The 15,590-nt window shown below is 60.2% G+C and carries 14 protein-coding genes; 10 read left to right on the forward strand and 4 right to left on the reverse strand.

Annotated features, from left to right (window positions below; genetic code table 11):
* Window positions 1-6: 6 nt before the first annotated feature.
* Window positions 7-672 (reverse strand): acetyltransferase, encoded by a 666-nt coding sequence (locus L0U79_RS14000; protein ID WP_233842882.1) that lies wholly within the window; start codon window positions 670-672, stop codon window positions 7-9.
* Window positions 657-1,094: an FdtA/QdtA family cupin domain-containing protein gene (locus L0U79_RS14005; RefSeq protein WP_233842883.1), complete on the reverse strand. Its 438-nt coding sequence runs from the start codon at window positions 1,092-1,094 to the stop codon at window positions 657-659. Before L0U79_RS14005 ends, L0U79_RS14000 begins: the two co-directional genes overlap by 16 nt.
* A gap of 180 nt (window positions 1,095-1,274) precedes the next feature.
* On the opposite strand from L0U79_RS14005, the gene L0U79_RS14010 reads away from it, so the two are divergent.
* From L0U79_RS14010 to L0U79_RS14050, 9 genes are all read left to right on the forward strand, one after another.
* Entirely contained in the window at window positions 1,275-1,925 is a 651-nt protein-coding gene (locus L0U79_RS14010) for a cytochrome b/b6 domain-containing protein (RefSeq protein WP_233842884.1), read from the forward strand.
* A 53-nt stretch (window positions 1,926-1,978) separates the two neighbouring features.
* Window positions 1,979-3,343, forward strand: a complete 1,365-nt coding sequence (locus L0U79_RS14015) for a cytochrome C (protein WP_233842885.1) — start codon at window positions 1,979-1,981, stop codon at window positions 3,341-3,343.
* 68 nt (window positions 3,344-3,411) lie between these two features.
* A complete protein-coding gene (locus tag L0U79_RS14020) occupies window positions 3,412-3,762 on the forward strand; it encodes a c-type cytochrome (protein ID WP_233843912.1) in 351 nt (116 codons plus the stop codon).
* 154 nt (window positions 3,763-3,916) lie between these two features.
* The gene (locus L0U79_RS14025; protein WP_233842886.1) at window positions 3,917-4,612 is read left to right on the forward strand and encodes a hypothetical protein; all 696 of its coding nucleotides are present in this window, start codon (window positions 3,917-3,919) and stop codon (window positions 4,610-4,612) included.
* A gap of 324 nt (window positions 4,613-4,936) precedes the next feature.
* Complete coding sequence (locus L0U79_RS14030; protein WP_233842887.1) at window positions 4,937-5,521, forward strand: sigma-70 family RNA polymerase sigma factor; 585 nt, start codon at window positions 4,937-4,939, stop codon at window positions 5,519-5,521.
* Entirely contained in the window at window positions 5,518-6,159 is a 642-nt protein-coding gene (locus L0U79_RS14035; RefSeq protein ID WP_233842888.1) for a zf-HC2 domain-containing protein, read from the forward strand. Before L0U79_RS14030 ends, L0U79_RS14035 begins: the two co-directional genes overlap by 4 nt.
* Window positions 6,156-7,445, forward strand: a complete 1,290-nt coding sequence (locus tag L0U79_RS14040) for a S8 family serine peptidase (RefSeq protein WP_233842889.1) — start codon at window positions 6,156-6,158, stop codon at window positions 7,443-7,445. Before L0U79_RS14035 ends, L0U79_RS14040 begins: the two co-directional genes overlap by 4 nt.
* A 405-nt stretch (window positions 7,446-7,850) precedes the next feature.
* Window positions 7,851-10,871 carry an autotransporter outer membrane beta-barrel domain-containing protein gene (locus L0U79_RS19305; RefSeq protein ID WP_233842890.1) on the forward strand — a complete coding sequence of 1,007 codons (3,021 nt, stop codon included), beginning with the start codon at window positions 7,851-7,853 and terminating at the stop codon, window positions 10,869-10,871.
* A gap of 265 nt (window positions 10,872-11,136) precedes the next feature.
* A complete protein-coding gene (locus L0U79_RS14050) occupies window positions 11,137-12,168 on the forward strand; it encodes a YncE family protein (RefSeq protein WP_233842891.1) in 1,032 nt (343 codons plus the stop codon).
* A gap of 182 nt (window positions 12,169-12,350) precedes the next feature.
* Here L0U79_RS14050 and L0U79_RS14055 read toward each other — a convergent pair whose 3' ends face one another.
* Both L0U79_RS14055 and L0U79_RS14060 read right to left on the reverse strand, forming a co-directional pair.
* Complete coding sequence (locus tag L0U79_RS14055) at window positions 12,351-13,748, reverse strand: ATP-binding protein (RefSeq protein ID WP_233842892.1); 1,398 nt, start codon at window positions 13,746-13,748, stop codon at window positions 12,351-12,353.
* On the reverse strand, window positions 13,745-14,410 hold the full coding sequence (locus tag L0U79_RS14060) for a response regulator (RefSeq protein ID WP_233842893.1): 666 nt from the start codon (window positions 14,408-14,410) through the stop codon (window positions 13,745-13,747). Before L0U79_RS14060 ends, L0U79_RS14055 begins: the two co-directional genes overlap by 4 nt.
* 109 nt (window positions 14,411-14,519) lie before the next feature.
* On the opposite strand from L0U79_RS14060, the gene L0U79_RS14065 reads away from it, so the two are divergent.
* Entirely contained in the window at window positions 14,520-15,488 is a 969-nt protein-coding gene (locus L0U79_RS14065) for a zinc-binding alcohol dehydrogenase family protein (protein ID WP_233842894.1), read from the forward strand.
* The last annotated feature ends 102 nt before the right edge of the window (window positions 15,489-15,590 follow it).

The raw sequence follows: 15,590 nt of genomic DNA on the forward strand, positions 1-15,590 counted from the left end.
GGCGTTTTACAGCCTGACATCGAAACTTGATCGACCGGGCAGCGCGCGGGCGGGCGAGCCGACGTACACCTTGCCCGGCTCGGTATCGTTCGTCACCAAGGCGCCGGAACCGATCACGTTATCGTGCGCCACTTTCACTTTGTCGTTAAACGTGGTGTTTACCCCGATAAAGCTGCTCTCGCCGATATCGCAGTAGCCGGATATCACGGCATGCGATGCGATAAACACATGGTCGTTCACCACCACCCGATGCCCGACGTGATTGCCGCTCCACAAGACGCAGTTGTTACCCACGCGAACGAAGGGCTGAATCACGTTGTTTTCGAAAATAAAGCTGTTTTCGCCCACTTCGGCATTGCGCCACACAAAAGCGCGCGTACTGACATACGTGGCGCACCGATAACCGCGGCGTTTGGCATCCAGAAAAAATCGCGTACGCAGCCGATTCAATTGACTGGCCGGAATCGCGACGAACACGTCGACATCGGCGGGCGGATAACGCACCTCTAGATCTTCGTAAGGCACGACGGGACGGTCCGCGAGCGTCGGCTGCGTGAGGTATTCGCGCTCGACGCTGAAAGCGACCACGTCGTAGTCGCTATCGTGCGTAAAGTATTCGCAGGCGATTTGCGCGAACTCGCCCGCGCCAATAATGACTAGCGGGCGAGACATGCGGCCATGTTCTCCCGATACACGGCGCCGTTGACCTCACGCAGGAAATCGGCGTAGTTGGTGATGTAGTCGTTGGGATCGTAAACCTGATCGGCCAATACCATCAGCACGCAGTCGTCGCTGAAATCGAAAAGCTCGCGCCATACCATGCGACCCAATACCAAGCCGCGCGTCGGATCGTCGAGCACCACTTCCACCGGTCCCGTGCCGTCATCCAGCAGAAACGTCACCGATCCTCGCACCGCGATCGCCAATTGATGCAAATGACGATGCGCGTGTTGGCCGCGACGCACATCGCACTTCGTCGCGAACAGGTAATACACGCGACGGATTTCGAAGGGCACGTTTTGGTCCTGCTCCAGCGCGATCAGCATGCCGCGGCTGTCGCCATGTTGTTGCAACTGGACTCGTTCGATTTCCATGTTTGGGCCGGCCGTGGAATGTGATGGTGACCTACACGCTTGAGTGCCGGCCCTATCGACAAAGGTTGCGTCGGTGCATCGCGTTGCGAAAGCAACCTTTCCCGCATCGCAACGCACTCACCCGCATAAGGTTCCTTGCCTTTCGCCCTGCTCCGCCGCGAGCAGACAGCCAACCATGACATGCAAAAGAGCACTTCGAACATGGCGCGGGAGAACGAAGCACAAGCAGGGCGACATCGTGGTGCGGCTTCCACGTCCAACGTCAAAACCGGCACTGCCTCCCTCGGCAAACCCGTTTCCACGTTACGCCCCGCAAAGATGATCTATCTGCACTGGCTCACGGTGTTCTGCGTGGTGACGGCCGTGGCCTTTATTCTCGTGCGCGATCAGATGGACGGCCGCGTCGTACGGCAATGGCTGCTGGAAGGACACCGCCATTTCGGTCTGTTCGTGTTGATATTGTTTTTTGTGCGCATAGCGATTCGCATCCAGCTCGGCAAGCTGCCGCTAACCAACCGCGTGCCCAAAATTTTTCGTGTACTGGCGGGGCTCACCCATATCGCCATCTACGCGATCTTGCTTGCGCAGCCCTTGCTTGGCTGGGCGCTCAGCGATGCGGAAGGCAAGCCGGTGCATCTGTTCGGCATCACGCTGCCCGCACTGGTGAACTCCGACGAAGATCTCGCCGACACCTTGACCGCCTGGCATTTGAATGTTGCGTGGGTGTTGCTCGCCCTGGTGTTGCTGCATATCGCCGCCGCGCTTTGGCATCACTTTATTTTGCGCGACCAAACACTGCGGGCCATGTTGCCTGGACGGCGCCGCGCATGAATGCGCCGTCCGCCACGTATCGCGGTTGCATCCCAAGGAAACGAGGAGACGTCATGCCACCTTCGCCGATTCGCCCCATGATGCGCGCAGCAAGGAGGCAGCCATCCACGCATCCCTATATGTGGTACGGAACCACGGCGCTATTGATGCTAGCCAGCACCAGTGCGCATGCGGTGCCCGCATTTGCGCGACAAACCGGCTCATCGTGCGCGGATTGCCACGCGGGCGCTTACGGCCCGGCGCTAACGCCGTTTGGCATGAAATTCAAACTCAACGGCTATACCGACACCGATGGCAACGGCCTGAAAATTCCGGTCGCCGCGCAACTGATCGGCACGCACAACGTCCCCACGCGCGGGCAAGTGACGAACGATCTGACCGAAGCGGATATTTATCTGGCCGGCCGTCTTACCGAACACTTCGGCGGCTTTGTCAAAGTCGAAACCGATAACGTCGGCAACGATAAATACAACACCAAGTTGAGCAATATGGATCTGCGTTTTGTGCTCAAAGATTTGAAGGTGGGCGAGAAGGATGCGGTGTTCGGGGTGAGCGTCAACAATAGCCCCGGCTTCGAAGATCCGATCGCCGACTTGCCGGATGCGTCCATTCTCGGCCCACCGTCGACGTCAGGCACGCTGCTCAATCTTTCCAGCACCGAAGCATTGGCGGACCGGGTGATCGGCACCACCGTCTACGGCCTTTATGATTCCAATTGGTACGGCGAACTCGGCACGTACACATCCATGCCAACGTCGACGCAGAGCGATCTGGGTTATTCGCTTTCCGGCGATCCCGGCCGAATCAAAGACACGGTCTATGGTCGCTTCGCCTATATGAAGGACATGAAGCGGCAATTCTTTTCCGGCGGCGTGGTTGCGTTGACCACCAAACGACAGCGCCCGCGCTCGGCGCAGGCCGACGACATCATGGATCTCGGTTACGACGCGACATATCAGTACTTGGGTGATCGCGACAACATCATCCAGCTGAGCTACGTGAATATCTACGAGCGACGCCGCTACGGATTCACGCCGCCGGCTCCTGGCCTCCCCGGTCTTGTCGCGCTGCCGCGCGGCGTCGTGCACGATCAAACCTTTACCTTCACGTACACGTTCAAGCAAAGCTATGGCGTCGTCTACGCGCACTTGGTAAGCACAGGTACGCACGATGCGGTTCGCTACGTGCCGTATGGCGATCCCAATACCACCAGCAATCTGCTGACGCTGTTCTGGACGCCGTTCGGCAAGGACGATTCGTTCACCAGCATCGCGAATTTGAAACTCGCCGCCACGTGGTTCCGCTTCTCGCGCTTCAACGGCAGCACCACCAATATTTTCGGCGTCGGTCCCGGCGCGTTGGCTACCAACGCCAAGGATCTGAATGCCTTTTCGTTTACCGCAAGCATTGCGTTCTGAACAAAAACACGTACAGGAGTCATGTTGTGACGAGTGGAATTACAGGGTTTTTCCTGCGTGGCGCGCTCGTGGCGTCGCTCTTTGCCTTCGGGACAACGATCGCCGCGGCCGGTGAACCAAATGCCGGCGCAAAGGTATTCAAGTCCGAATGCGCCGAATGCCACACCGTCAAGCAGGGCCACAACAAGAAAGGCCCGAGCTTGTTTGGCATCGTGGGGCGCCCATCAGCATCGCTGCCCGATTACAACTATTCGGACGCGTTGCGGAGTCGCCATTGGACCTGGACGGAGGACCAGCTGCGCACTTACATCTCCCAGCCCGCCAAAAAAGCGGACCCCGGCACGAAAATGAAGTACGACGGCCTGGACGATCCCAAACAAGTGGACGACCTTATTTCGTATCTCAGCACGCTTCATTGAGGTCATTCCCTTGATTTAGTCTAATCACGACGAAAAGGGATACCTTGGTAATGCGGCACCACGACAGAAAACATCGGCCCCTGATCGGATGCATGCGAACGTGATGCGGCATCGACGCGCATACGTTGGCGCTCTCCTTGCGGGGTTCGGCGTCGTGGTTCCTGCGTTATCGCATGCGCAATCGACAAGCTTCAACGGCACCGTCGCGCTCAGTTCGCAACTCGTCGATCGTGGCATCGCCGTCACGCCGGTCACGACGATCGTGCAAGCCGCCGCGTCCGTAAATACATCGTCCGGCTGGTCGCTGGGGCTTTCAGGCAGCACCGAAGCGCGCTCCTTTGGCCATATCACCGAAACCATCGCCGACGTCTCGCATGCGTGGTGGCTGTCCAACAGCTGGCAGATGCAGGCTGGCGTGCTTTATTACGATTACCCCGATAATCCCCGCGCGAAAGCGTTCGATCGAACCGAAGCGGGGTTGAACTGGATATACAGGGACATTCTCACCTTCGGTCTATCGGCGATCTGCGTGACGGGCAACGGAAGCGATCATCATCCGCGCGGCGCCGCCGACCTCAATGTCCACTGGCCCCTGGCATGGCACTTTTCTCTATCCGCCGGCATTGGCGCGACCCAATCGCTTGCATCGTCCGGCTATTACGACCATCTCCGGCACGAATACGCCGAGCGCGGGACCCTGTTATACGGCTACGGCCAGTTCGGCCTGCTATGGGCCGACGGCCCCTGGCGCGTAGAACTGGACCGGGTCGCCGTGGATGCCGCGGCGCGGCGCCGGTTGGGCGGCCTGGTCGCCGCCCCCTGGGTGGCCACCGTCTCCTGGTCGTTTTGAGGCGAGGCAACCTTTTCGCGCCCGATCGGCACTTAGTAGTGCCCTGGTCAATTTTGCTTAGGTGTTACCGTTACTGTCCGTTCGCAGACCAGCTGACTGTTCGGCGAGCCATAGGGGCTAAGGGATGCGGACAGACAGTAACGGCCCAACCAGCGATGCCCAGAAGGCTCGCAGACTGCGCCACGCGGTCCGGCACTGCACCCGGCCTCCCCTGTGCCGCGCGATTCAGCCTGCGAACCTTCTGGACATCCTGTCGCCTAAGCGACGTTAGCCATTGCATCCTTAGCCGACCGATCATCCACAGCGCCATGTGTCCTTGAGCTTATGAACGAAGCCGACAACCAAGCCGACGCCGCCGATCGCATGCTGCTTCAACGCATGGCCGAGGGCGACCGCGTGGCGCTGGCGACGCTGTATCACAGCTATCACGGACGTCTCTGCCGTTTTCTGTCGCGACTCACGCGTCGCGCGGACATCATGGAAGAGGTGATCAACGACTGCTTCTGGATCGCCTGGCAGAAAGCCGCCGATTTTCGCGGCGACTCACGCGTATCCACGTGGATCATGGGCATCGCCTACCGCTGCGGATTGAAAGCGCTGCGCCAACACGGCGACGAGCCGGTGGAAGAATCGCCGCTGCCGGAAGAACGCCTGCCCGCCACCGATCCGGAAGAAGACCGCGAATTGCGCGATTGGCTAAGCAAGGGGCTGGACCGTTTGTCCACGGATCAGCGCGTGGTGATCGAACTCGTCTACGGCGAAGGTCATTCGCTGGACGACGTCGCCGCCATCATGCGTTGTCCTGTCGGCACGGTAAAAGCGCGTCTATTTCATGCGCGGGTAAAACTGCGCAATGTGCTTCCGGTACTAGCTGAAGGCGCATCCACTTACAAGGAGCGGGTGTCATGACGTTCCCCATCGACTCCAGCAAGGAATGCGTGCACGCGTGGGAAGCCATGCCGTGGGTGATTCAAGACACCGCGACACCCGCGCAGCGCGACGAACTGAAACACCATCTGCAGCATTGCGAAGCCTGCCGCGCCGAATTCGAACAGCAGCAGCGTTTGCGCCTTGCGCTCGCGCTGCCGTCGGACGTGCCGGTCGATGCGAATGCCGGATTGCAACGCTTGCTCGGCCGCCTGGATATGCCCGATCTGCAGGATCAACCCGTGCGTCCGCGCGCAATGCCTTGGCTCAGCCGCGCGTTGGTCGCGACGGTGCTGATTCAAGCGCTCGGCATCGGCATCCTTGGCGTAAAACTGTGGCCGGCCAATCCGAGCCCGGCGTATCACACTTATAGCCAGGTCTCCGCGCCGGTGGCGGCGGGTGCGATTCGCGTGGTGCCTGATACCACGATGACGATTACCGACTGGAACACGCTGCTGCACACGTTGCAATTGCAAGTGGTCGGCGGCCCCAACGAAGTCGGCGCTTACACCGTCGCGCCCGCCGCATCGGCGTCGCCGTCGGCGCAAGACCACGCGTTGCAACAGTTGCGCGCAACACGCGGCATCCGCCTTGCCGAGCCTGTCAGCGGCACACCATGACGTACCGCGCGTTTCTGTTTGCCGCAACCATGGTGGGCTTGGGCGCGTGCGCGCATGCGCCCGTCGCCGCATCCGAAGATCGTCGCGATAACGCACCGCTTGCGACGACGATGAATCCCGAGCGCGATATCGTGCTCGCCGTCGCCAATCCCATCGATCCGCCGGCTACGCATGCGGGTTCCAGCGTACTTGGCTACATTCCGCCCGGTTTTTACGGCGCCGGTCAGCGCGCGATATCGCAACTGACCGCGTTGAAGCAAAGCTATCAGCTGCACGAAGTCGCCGGCTGGCCGATCAAGGCGCTGGGCGTGTATTGCGTCGTATTGGAACCGCCGTCAGGCGCGGATCGCGACGCCTTGCTCAAAACGTTGGCGAAAGACGAGCGCGTAAAGCTCGCGCAACCGCTGCAGGATTATTCGGTGTACGCGGATGCGCAGTCCGATGCGCATCACTACAACGATCCCTACGCCAATCTGCAACGCGGCTTTGTCGAAACCGACGCCGCGCTAGCGCACACCATCAGCCAAGGCGAAGGCGTACGCGTCGCCATCGTCGATACCGGTGTCGACACCACGCACCCGGAACTGAAAGGCCGTATTCACGACACCAGCGACGCCATCGACGGCGACGCGCCCGGTTACGATCACGATTTCCACGGCACCGAAGTCGCCGGCATCATCGCGGCGGATGGCGACAATCATCAAGGCATCGTCGGCATCGCGCCCAAGGTCACGCTCAGCGTATACAAAGCCTGCTGGTATCCGCAGATGCCGCATGCGGGCGCGCGCTGCAATACCTTCACGCTCGCCAAAGCGCTTGCGGCGATTGTCGATACGGATACGCGCATCATCAACTTGAGTTTGGGCGGCCCACCCGATCCCTTGCTCGACAAACTGCTGACGCAATTGCTCGATCAAGGCCGCATCATTATCGCGGCGATGCCGCCGGACGGAAAACTCAACGGCTTTCCCGATCACGATCCGGGCGTCATCGTGGTTCGCACCAGCGAAGCATCGAACGCGCCGACAGGCGTGTTGAGCGCGCCGGGAAAAGACATTCTCACCACGCAACCTGGGGGTGGTTACGACTTCACCTCCGGCTCGTCGATGGCGGCGGCCCATGTCAGCGGCATCGCCGCTTTATTGCTTTCCATCGCTCCCAAGCTGGACGCGCACGCGATCCACGATTTGCTGCTACAGAACAGCAAAGTATCCGACGGCATGCTGCAGGTGAATGCCGCAGCCGCGGTGGGCAAGCTGCAAGAAGCGCAGAAAACCAAGGGATGATCGGTTAGCTCGCACGAGCGAATTCCCCACGAATACGTTGTCGATGACCCGTACATTCAGTGCGGCGTGGATGTCATCCGGGCAACCACCTCCGACACCCCTTCACGCATTCTTTACACAAATCTTTAAAAAAGGACTATACAAAACAAAGGGGTACAGCTTGCATGAGCTGCGCGCCAGCGGACGGATCGTCGTCCAGCGTGTGCTCGCCCAAAGCATTTCCAGCTAACGGATGGCGGGGAGGTATGCATGTCGCGCAACGTTTGTACAAGACGTCACCGGCACGATCCACAGCGCGTACCACGTTATGTATTTGCTACAGCGCCCGCGCTTTTGCTGTCGCTGCTCCACCCTAGCGCGCTTTACGCGACGTGCACCAATACGGCTCCCGCAACGGGCACGACTGTGACATGCAGCGGCAGCGGCATCGCGCCGGTGATCGCGCAAGCGGGTAGCGCCAATGTCATCATCAACATCGTCAGCGGCGTCAATTTCGCTAACACGCGCACCGTCAATCCGCTCAGCTTCAGCGTCGACCACGCCAGCCAGATCACCAACAACGGCATTCTTTCGCTGACGGGCGGCAGCGGCACCGGCACCAATCGCGGCGCGGTGATGCTCGGCACGAGTGACAACAACACGCTCACCAATGGCAGCCAAGGCAGCATCTCCACCACTGGCGCTTACAACGACGGCATGGCCGCCAACGGAAATGGCAATACGCTCACCAATGACGGAACGATCACCACGGGAGGCCCCAACGCTTACGGCATGACCGCCGCGTGGGGCCAAACCAACGTGGGCCAGATCAACAACACGTTGATCAACAACGGATCGATCAGCACATCCGGTAGCAATGCGCGCGCGATGTCGATTCTTGGACAGAACGGCACGATCACCAACACCGGTACGTTGCTGACCACTGGCGCAAGCAGCACGACCGCGTACATGCAAGGCAATAACGACAAGCTGATCAACAGCGGCACCATTCAAGCGCAAGGCACAACCGCTGACGCCGTATTTTCCAATACGGCGGGTTCGAGTTTTACCGCGAATATTCAAAATCTGGCGGGCGGCAAGATCATTGCGCAATCCGGCGCAGCGGTACGCACGCTCAACGGCGCCAGCACCATCGTCAATGCCGGCTTGCTTCAAAGCAACAGCGGCGTGGCGGTGCAGATGGGGTTAGGCGCCAATACGCTGATTCTGCAAACCGGTTCGTCAATCATTGGTTCTGCCGATGGCGGCGGCGGCACGAGTCCAAGCACGGTCATTCTTCAAGGTACCGGCAGCGTCACCAATGCTTTTACGCGATTTAAAACCTTGTTGGGGCAAGGCAGCGATTGGAGCTGGAGCGGTAGCGGCGCGTTCAATACCGCAACACTCCAAGGTATCTTCAATCTCACCGGTACGGTAAGCGGTGCGGGCGTGTCCACCGACACGCTGACCTTCAACGGCGCCACCGTCACGGGTATAGCGGGCTTCACCAACTGGCCGAAAGTGAATGTCACCAACAACAGCACCGTAACCATGGACGGCGTATTGACCGTTGGTAACGCGAGCACCGGCACAGGCAATGTAACGATCGATGCGACCAGCACGCTTTTAGCGGGAAACGGCGCAAATGGCGGCATCGCACCGTTCGCGAGCGGGCAACTTGCGAATGTCACCAACGCCGGCACCATCAATCTCACCAACGGTGGTTCGACCGCTGCCAACACATTCACCATCACCGGCAATTACACCGGCGATCCGGCCAGACTTTTGCTCAACACCGTTCTGGGCGCGGATAACTCGCCATCCGACAAATTGATCATCAGCGGCGGCACCGCCGGCGGCAGCACAACCATCCATGTCACCAATGCAAGTGGCGACGGTGGGCTGACCGTCGTGAACGGCATTCTGCTTGTTGAAGCGACCCATGGCGCAACGATTCCGATCACCGCGTTCGCGTTGAATGGTGGACAGGTCGAAGCAGGCGCATACACGTACTACTTGTTTGAAGGCGGTGTGACGCCTGGTACTTCTAATAACTGGTATTTGCGTTCGACCTTACCACCGGCACCGGCGCCCTTGGCAACTCCAGCTCCGACTCCAGCGCCGACTCCAGCTCCGACTCCAGCTCCGACTCCAGCTCCGACGCCAGCTCCAACGCCGGCACCGACGCCAACGCCAACGCCAACGCCAACGCCGACGCCGACGCCGACACCAACACCAACACCGACACCGACGCCAACGCCGACACCGACACCGACACCGACACCAACACCAACACCGACGCCAACACCGACGCCAACACCGACACCGACACCGACACCGACGCCGACACCAACACCGACACCGACGCCGACGCCGACGCCGACGCGAACACCAACACCATCCTCCGAAGGCGCGCCTATTCCCGCATTGGGAACGCCGCCGCTCCCGGCTCCGCTGCCCGCGGGATCGCCACCCGATCGGCTATACCGTCCGGAAGTTGCGATGGATTCGGCCATTCCCGCCGTCGCCATGCAAATGGGCGTGACGCAACTGGGAACCTTCGATCAACGCCAGGGAGGTCAGCTGCTACTCGATGGCGACGGATGGATGCCCGCCGGATGGGCGCGCGTGCTTAGCACCCACAACAATCAACAGCAAAGTGGCGGCGCTACGCCTCGATTCGACGGCAATATTGAAGGCGCGCAAGTCGGGCACGATATTTTTGTGCACGAAAGCGAAAACGGGCAAGGCGATCACTTCGGCGCATTCGTGGGCTACACGCACGCCAATGGCTTGGTCGACGGCAGCGACGATGGTTTCAGCAACGTACGCGCTGGCGGCCTGCACATCAACGGCGACAGCGTCGGCGCGTATTGGACGCATGTTACCGAAGCGCGCGCCTATATCGACGTGGTGCTGATGGGCACTTGGTTCCACACGCATGTCGATTCGAGTCAGCATTTCGACGACGCCATGCACGGAAGCTCCTTCAGCGCATCGCTGGAAGGCGGCGTACCCATCGCGCTGACGTCGCACCTCGCGCTGGAACCGCAAGCGCAAGCGATCTTTCAACACATCACCATGGATGGTTTTCAAGATCCTGTATCGAGCGTCGCATTCTCATCCATCAATGCCGCGACCGGTCGCCTAGGCGGCCGCTTGCTCGGGCGCTTCTCGAACGAGACGCAAACCTTGGAGCCGTATCTCAAGCTCAACCTCTGGCGCAATTTCCATCGCAACTACAACACCGTATTTGCCGGCGAAGACGTCGTTCCCGCCAATCTCGCCAGCACCGCCGTCGAGCTCGGCGGGGGCGTCAGCGCCACGTTGACGCCTCGCCTCAGCGTTTACGGGGACGCCAGCTATCTGCGCAACATCGACAGCCTCCACCGACGCGGCGCAACCGCGAATCTGGGCTTACGCCTGCTGTGGGGAGCTCCCCATTGAGAGTCAGTCACCAAGCGGCGTTCTTGTTTCCCTCCCCTGCTTGCAGGGGAGGGCTGGGGTGGGGTTGCATGCGCTTGCTGCCCTATTCAACTTCTCCGCAAGATTCGCTTCACCCCACCCAACCCTCCCTACTACACGTCGGGGAGGGAGCAAACCTCGCAAATCCTGATGTTTTGCCACCCGATGCTGACATTGGCGACACTAAGCTAGAAGTAAGTAAGCGAAGGCACTCTTGCGAGACCATTCCCACCACGAGCCTACCCTTATGCTTCGGCCACTAGCCACTGCAGTACTCGCATCCCTGGCGTGCCTCGCCGCCGCGCCTACCCTGGCCGCCGATACCGCTGCGTCGTCCATGGCGGTAACTCATCGCTTGAAGCTGGGCGGCGCCGGCGGTTGGGATTACCTGAATTTCGACGCGCAACGCCGTCATTTGTTCGTGAGCCGCGGTGACCGCGTGCTGGTGATCGACGTCGACCAAGACAAGCAGATCGGCGCGATTCCCAACACCAACGGCGTGCACGGCATCGCCATCGCGCAAGATCTGCATCGCGGCTTCACCAGCAACGGCAAGGACGACGCGGTCACCGTGTTCGACCTCGATTCGCTCAAGACTGTCGCCACCATCAAAGGCACCGGCGAAAAGCCCGACGCCATTCTGTATGACGACGCCTCGCATCATGTGATGACGTTCAACGGCAAAGGCGGCAACGTCAGCGTGATCGATCCGGCCAAGAACGCCGTTATCGCCACCATCGCCCTGCCCGGCCGCCCCGAATTCGCCGCCACCGATAGCGCAGGACACGTCTACGTCAATCTCGAAGACAAATCCGAACTCGTGCAGATCGACAGCCGCGCCAACAAAGTGTTGAACACCTGGACGCTGGCGCCGTGCGAATCGCCCAGCGGCTTAGCGATGGATGTGGCGCATCAACGCTTGTTCTCGGTGTGCGATAACCAAGTGATGGCCGTGACCGACGCCACCAACGGCCATCACATCGCGACAGTCGCCATCGGCGACGGCCCTGACGCGGTGACGTTCGATCCCACCGAAAACGTGGTCTACAGCTCCAACGGCGAAAGCGGCACGCTGACTGTTGTGCATGAAGACGACGCCGATCACTACAGCGTGGTCGCCAATGTGAAGACGCAAGTGAGCGCGCGCACGCAAGCGCTGGATACGCAGAAGCACCGCGTTTATCTGTCGTCGGCGCAGCTTAGCGATAAGAAGAATGCGAAAGGTCGTCTGCAGCCCGTGCCGGATAGCTTTGCGATTTTGACCGTCGGCAAGCCGTAATCCGCCGCTTATGCTCCCTCTCCCCTGCAGGGAGAGGGCCGCCCTAGCGATAAAGTTTATTTCTCGTCGCCCCGGCGAAAGCCGGGGCCCAGTGTCTTCGCTTGTGTGTATCGAAAGCCGCTGGGTCCCGGCTTTCGCCGGGACGACGGTGAGGTGATTGGAATGGTCATGGTAGGGCGTACCTAACTACCCCCATCCGGAATCGCCACCCTAACCCGCAACCCGCGCCCAGTCGGCGCATCCAGCAACTCAATCGCCGCATCATGCAACTGCGCCGCGCGCTGCACGATCGACAATCCCAAACCATAACCATCGCCGCCGCTGGCCGCTTCGCGATGAAACCGCGCAAACACGGCAGCGCGTCGTTCGACAGGAATGCCAGGCCCGTTGTCGACCACTTCAATCACCGTCGACTCCCTCGACCGATACATCGCCAACTGCACCTGTCCGCCCAACGGTACGTGATGCATGGCGTTCTCGATAAGATTTCGCACCAAGGCAGCCAGCGCGGCTTCGTAGCCTTTCACGATCAACGTATCGTTGTGCTCGGCGAAGGCGAAATCCACGCCGCTTTCGCCAAGCAGCGGCGCCAGCTCGTCGATGACATTCATCGCCAACGCAATCAGATCCACATCGCTGCGTTGACCTGCCGCAGCGCCTGCTTCCAACCGCGCCAAGGCGAGCAGTTGCTCGATACGTCGCGCCAAACGCGCAAGACCGGAATGCGCACTCGTCAATGCGCCCCATGCTTCCGGCGTTACGTCGCTGGACTTCACGCTGTCCAGATGAATCATCGTGGATGCCAGCGGCGTGCGCAGTTCGTGCGCCACGTCGGCGCTGAAGCGACGTTCGCGTTCCAACGCGTCTTCCCAGCGTTCGAGCTGCGTATTGAGCGCATCCACCACGGGTTGCAATTCTCGCGGCGCGTTGTCCAAACGAATCGGTTCGCGGCTGCCAGGCGCGCGCGACGCCAACGCTTGTCGCAATCGATTGAGCGGGCGCAAACCGCGCCGGACAGCCCAACCAACGAGTAACGCAAGCAGCGGCAAACCCACCACTTGCGGTAAGCCAAGGTCTAGCCACAACGCATGCGTAATATCGCGCCGACTGTCGTCGCGCTCACCCATACGAATCACCACATTATTGGTGTCGTCGACCAAGGTGAAAATACGCCAGCCGTAGCCGTTGAAGAAATGATTTTCAAAACCGGAGATCGGCGTAGAAGGCAACGGCAATTGCGTGAAGTTAGCCGTCGTCAGATGCACATGATTGTGCATGTCGAGCACTTGATAGCCGACTTCCGCTTCGTACGTGCGCCCGTGCATTAACTGCTCTTCGGCCTTGCGGGTGAGGATAGGCACCACCAACGATTCTGTCTCAGGACGGTGCAGCACATCGAGACTGGCGTGCTGAATCATCACATCCAGCGTGCGCGCCGATTGCGCCAAACGACCATCCAGCAATTCGCGCGTTTCCTTCAACGAGCGGTAATAGCTGTACAAACCAAGCGGCAACAGCACGACGATCAATACCGCAATAATCATCCAGCGAAGGCGGCCGCTAAGACTCAATGTCCTCACGTCGGGTCCCTTGGAATCATGTAGCCCACGCCACGAATGGTACGAATGGCATCGAAACTCAGCTTGCGTCGCAACGCATGAATCTGCACTTCCAATGCGCTGCTTCCCACGGCGTTGTCCAATCCGTACAGCGAATTTTCCAGATGCTCGCGACGCACGATGCGGCCGGCGCGTTCCATCAAAATCCTCAACAGCGAAAACTCGCGACGCGTCAGTTCGATGCGCTTACCTCGATACTCCGCCTCGCACGTGCCGATATCCAAACTGATCACACCCACGTCGATGCGGTTGGCCGCCAATCCCTGCGCACGACGCGTCAAGGAGCGAATGCGAGCGCTCAATTCGTCGACGTGAAAGGGCTTGACTAGATAATCGTCCGCACCGGCATCCAGGCCGCGAACGCGCGCTTCCAAACCGTCGCGCGCGGTCATCACGATCACTGGCGTGTTGACGTGCGAGCGGCGCGCTTCGGCCAGCACTTCCAGGCCGTCTTTATTCGGCAAACCTAAATCCAACAGCACCAAATCCGCCGTCTGATCGCGCATGGCGAGCAGCGCTTCGCGGCCGTCACGCAGCCACGTCACCGCATAGGAGAGCCGCTCCAGCGCCTGCTGAATGGCCCCGCCCAGCTGCAAATCGTCTTCGACCAAAATTATGTGCATACCTCGTTTACCTTCGACCCACCATGCAAGAGGTATTGTTCCAGAACGGTATTGTGTAGAGATTAGCTTAGGGCGGACTTATTGAGCCTCTTTGACGGGAGAGAACTGCATGAAGGCCCTGCAATTCAGCCGCTACGGCACACCCGACGTACTGGAGTTGATCGATGCGCCCAAGCCCGCCACTGGCCATGGCTCCGCCTTGGTGCGGGTTCATGGCGCCTCGGTCAATCCCAGCGACGTAAAAAATGTCGCCGGCCATTTCCCGCAAACCACGTTGCCGCGCATACCCGGACGGGATTTCAGCGGCGTGGTGGAAGAAGGGCCCGAGGCGTGGATCGGCGCAGAAGTCTGGGGTACCGGCGGCGATATCGGCTTTACGCGCGACGGTACGCATGCCCAATACATCAGCCTGCCGGTCGGCGCCTTGGTGCGCAAACCCGCCGCGCTCGATCACGCGCAAGCATCCGCCATCGGCGTCAATTTTGTGGTGGCATGGTTGGGCGTGATGGATTACGCGCAGCTTCGAGAAGGCGAAACCATCGCCGTGATCGGCGTCGGCGGCGGCGTCGGCGGCGCGGTCACGCAGATCGCCCATGCGCTGGGTTGTCGTGTCATCGGCATCGATCGACATCCGGTCGATCCGCACTCGCCTGCCGGCCAGCGTATCGCCGGTTTCGTGCCGTTCGATGAGCACACCGTAACGCACCTGCGCGATATGTCAGGGCTTTCGGGCGGCGTCGATGTGGTGTTCGATAGCGTCGGCGGCGTCGCGTTCGAAACCGCGCTGGGGCTCGCCAAGCGTCGCGGACGTGTGGTGGAAATCAGCGCCACCGGGAAACGTCGCGTGGACTTCGACGTTATCGATTTTTATCACAACGAAACGCAACTGCTCGGCGCCGATAGCGCCAAATTGGGCGTGGTGGAATCCGCACCGTTGATGCAGGGCGTGGCGCGCGGATTCGATCATGGCAAATTCGAAGCGCCGGTGATTGCGCATCGTTTTGCGCTCGATCAGGCGCGCGAGGCGTATGACATGGTGGCGAAGGGGACGCTGGGGCGTGTCGTCATCGAACCCTGAGCGCTCATTTCTCTAAGCGCAGAAAGCGGCCCCAAAATGGTTACGTATATAAGTACCGTCGCCCCGGCGAACGCCGGGGCGACGAGCATTTAGGCAAAGCGG

Source organism: Dyella sp. 2HG41-7 (assembly GCF_021390675.1).
Lineage (GTDB): Bacteria > Pseudomonadota > Gammaproteobacteria > Xanthomonadales > Rhodanobacteraceae > Dyella_B.

Coding starts and splice junctions, on each gene's coding strand:
- L0U79_RS14000 (WP_233842882.1), bottom strand. CDS start 672: ATGTCTCGCCCGCTAGTCATTATTGGCGCGGGCGAGTTCGCGCAAATC.
- L0U79_RS14005 (WP_233842883.1), bottom strand. CDS start 1,094: ATGGAAATCGAACGAGTCCAGTTGCAACAACATGGCGACAGCCGCGGC.
- L0U79_RS14010 (WP_233842884.1), top strand. CDS start 1,275: ATGCAAAAGAGCACTTCGAACATGGCGCGGGAGAACGAAGCACAAGCA.
- L0U79_RS14015 (WP_233842885.1), top strand. CDS start 1,979: ATGCCACCTTCGCCGATTCGCCCCATGATGCGCGCAGCAAGGAGGCAG.
- L0U79_RS14030 (WP_233842887.1), top strand. CDS start 4,937: ATGAACGAAGCCGACAACCAAGCCGACGCCGCCGATCGCATGCTGCTT.
- L0U79_RS14035 (WP_233842888.1), top strand. CDS start 5,518: ATGACGTTCCCCATCGACTCCAGCAAGGAATGCGTGCACGCGTGGGAA.
- L0U79_RS14040 (WP_233842889.1), top strand. CDS start 6,156: ATGACGTACCGCGCGTTTCTGTTTGCCGCAACCATGGTGGGCTTGGGC.
- L0U79_RS14050 (WP_233842891.1), top strand. CDS start 11,137: ATGCTTCGGCCACTAGCCACTGCAGTACTCGCATCCCTGGCGTGCCTC.
- L0U79_RS14060 (WP_233842893.1), bottom strand. CDS start 14,410: ATGCACATAATTTTGGTCGAAGACGATTTGCAGCTGGGCGGGGCCATT.
- L0U79_RS14065 (WP_233842894.1), top strand. CDS start 14,520: ATGAAGGCCCTGCAATTCAGCCGCTACGGCACACCCGACGTACTGGAG.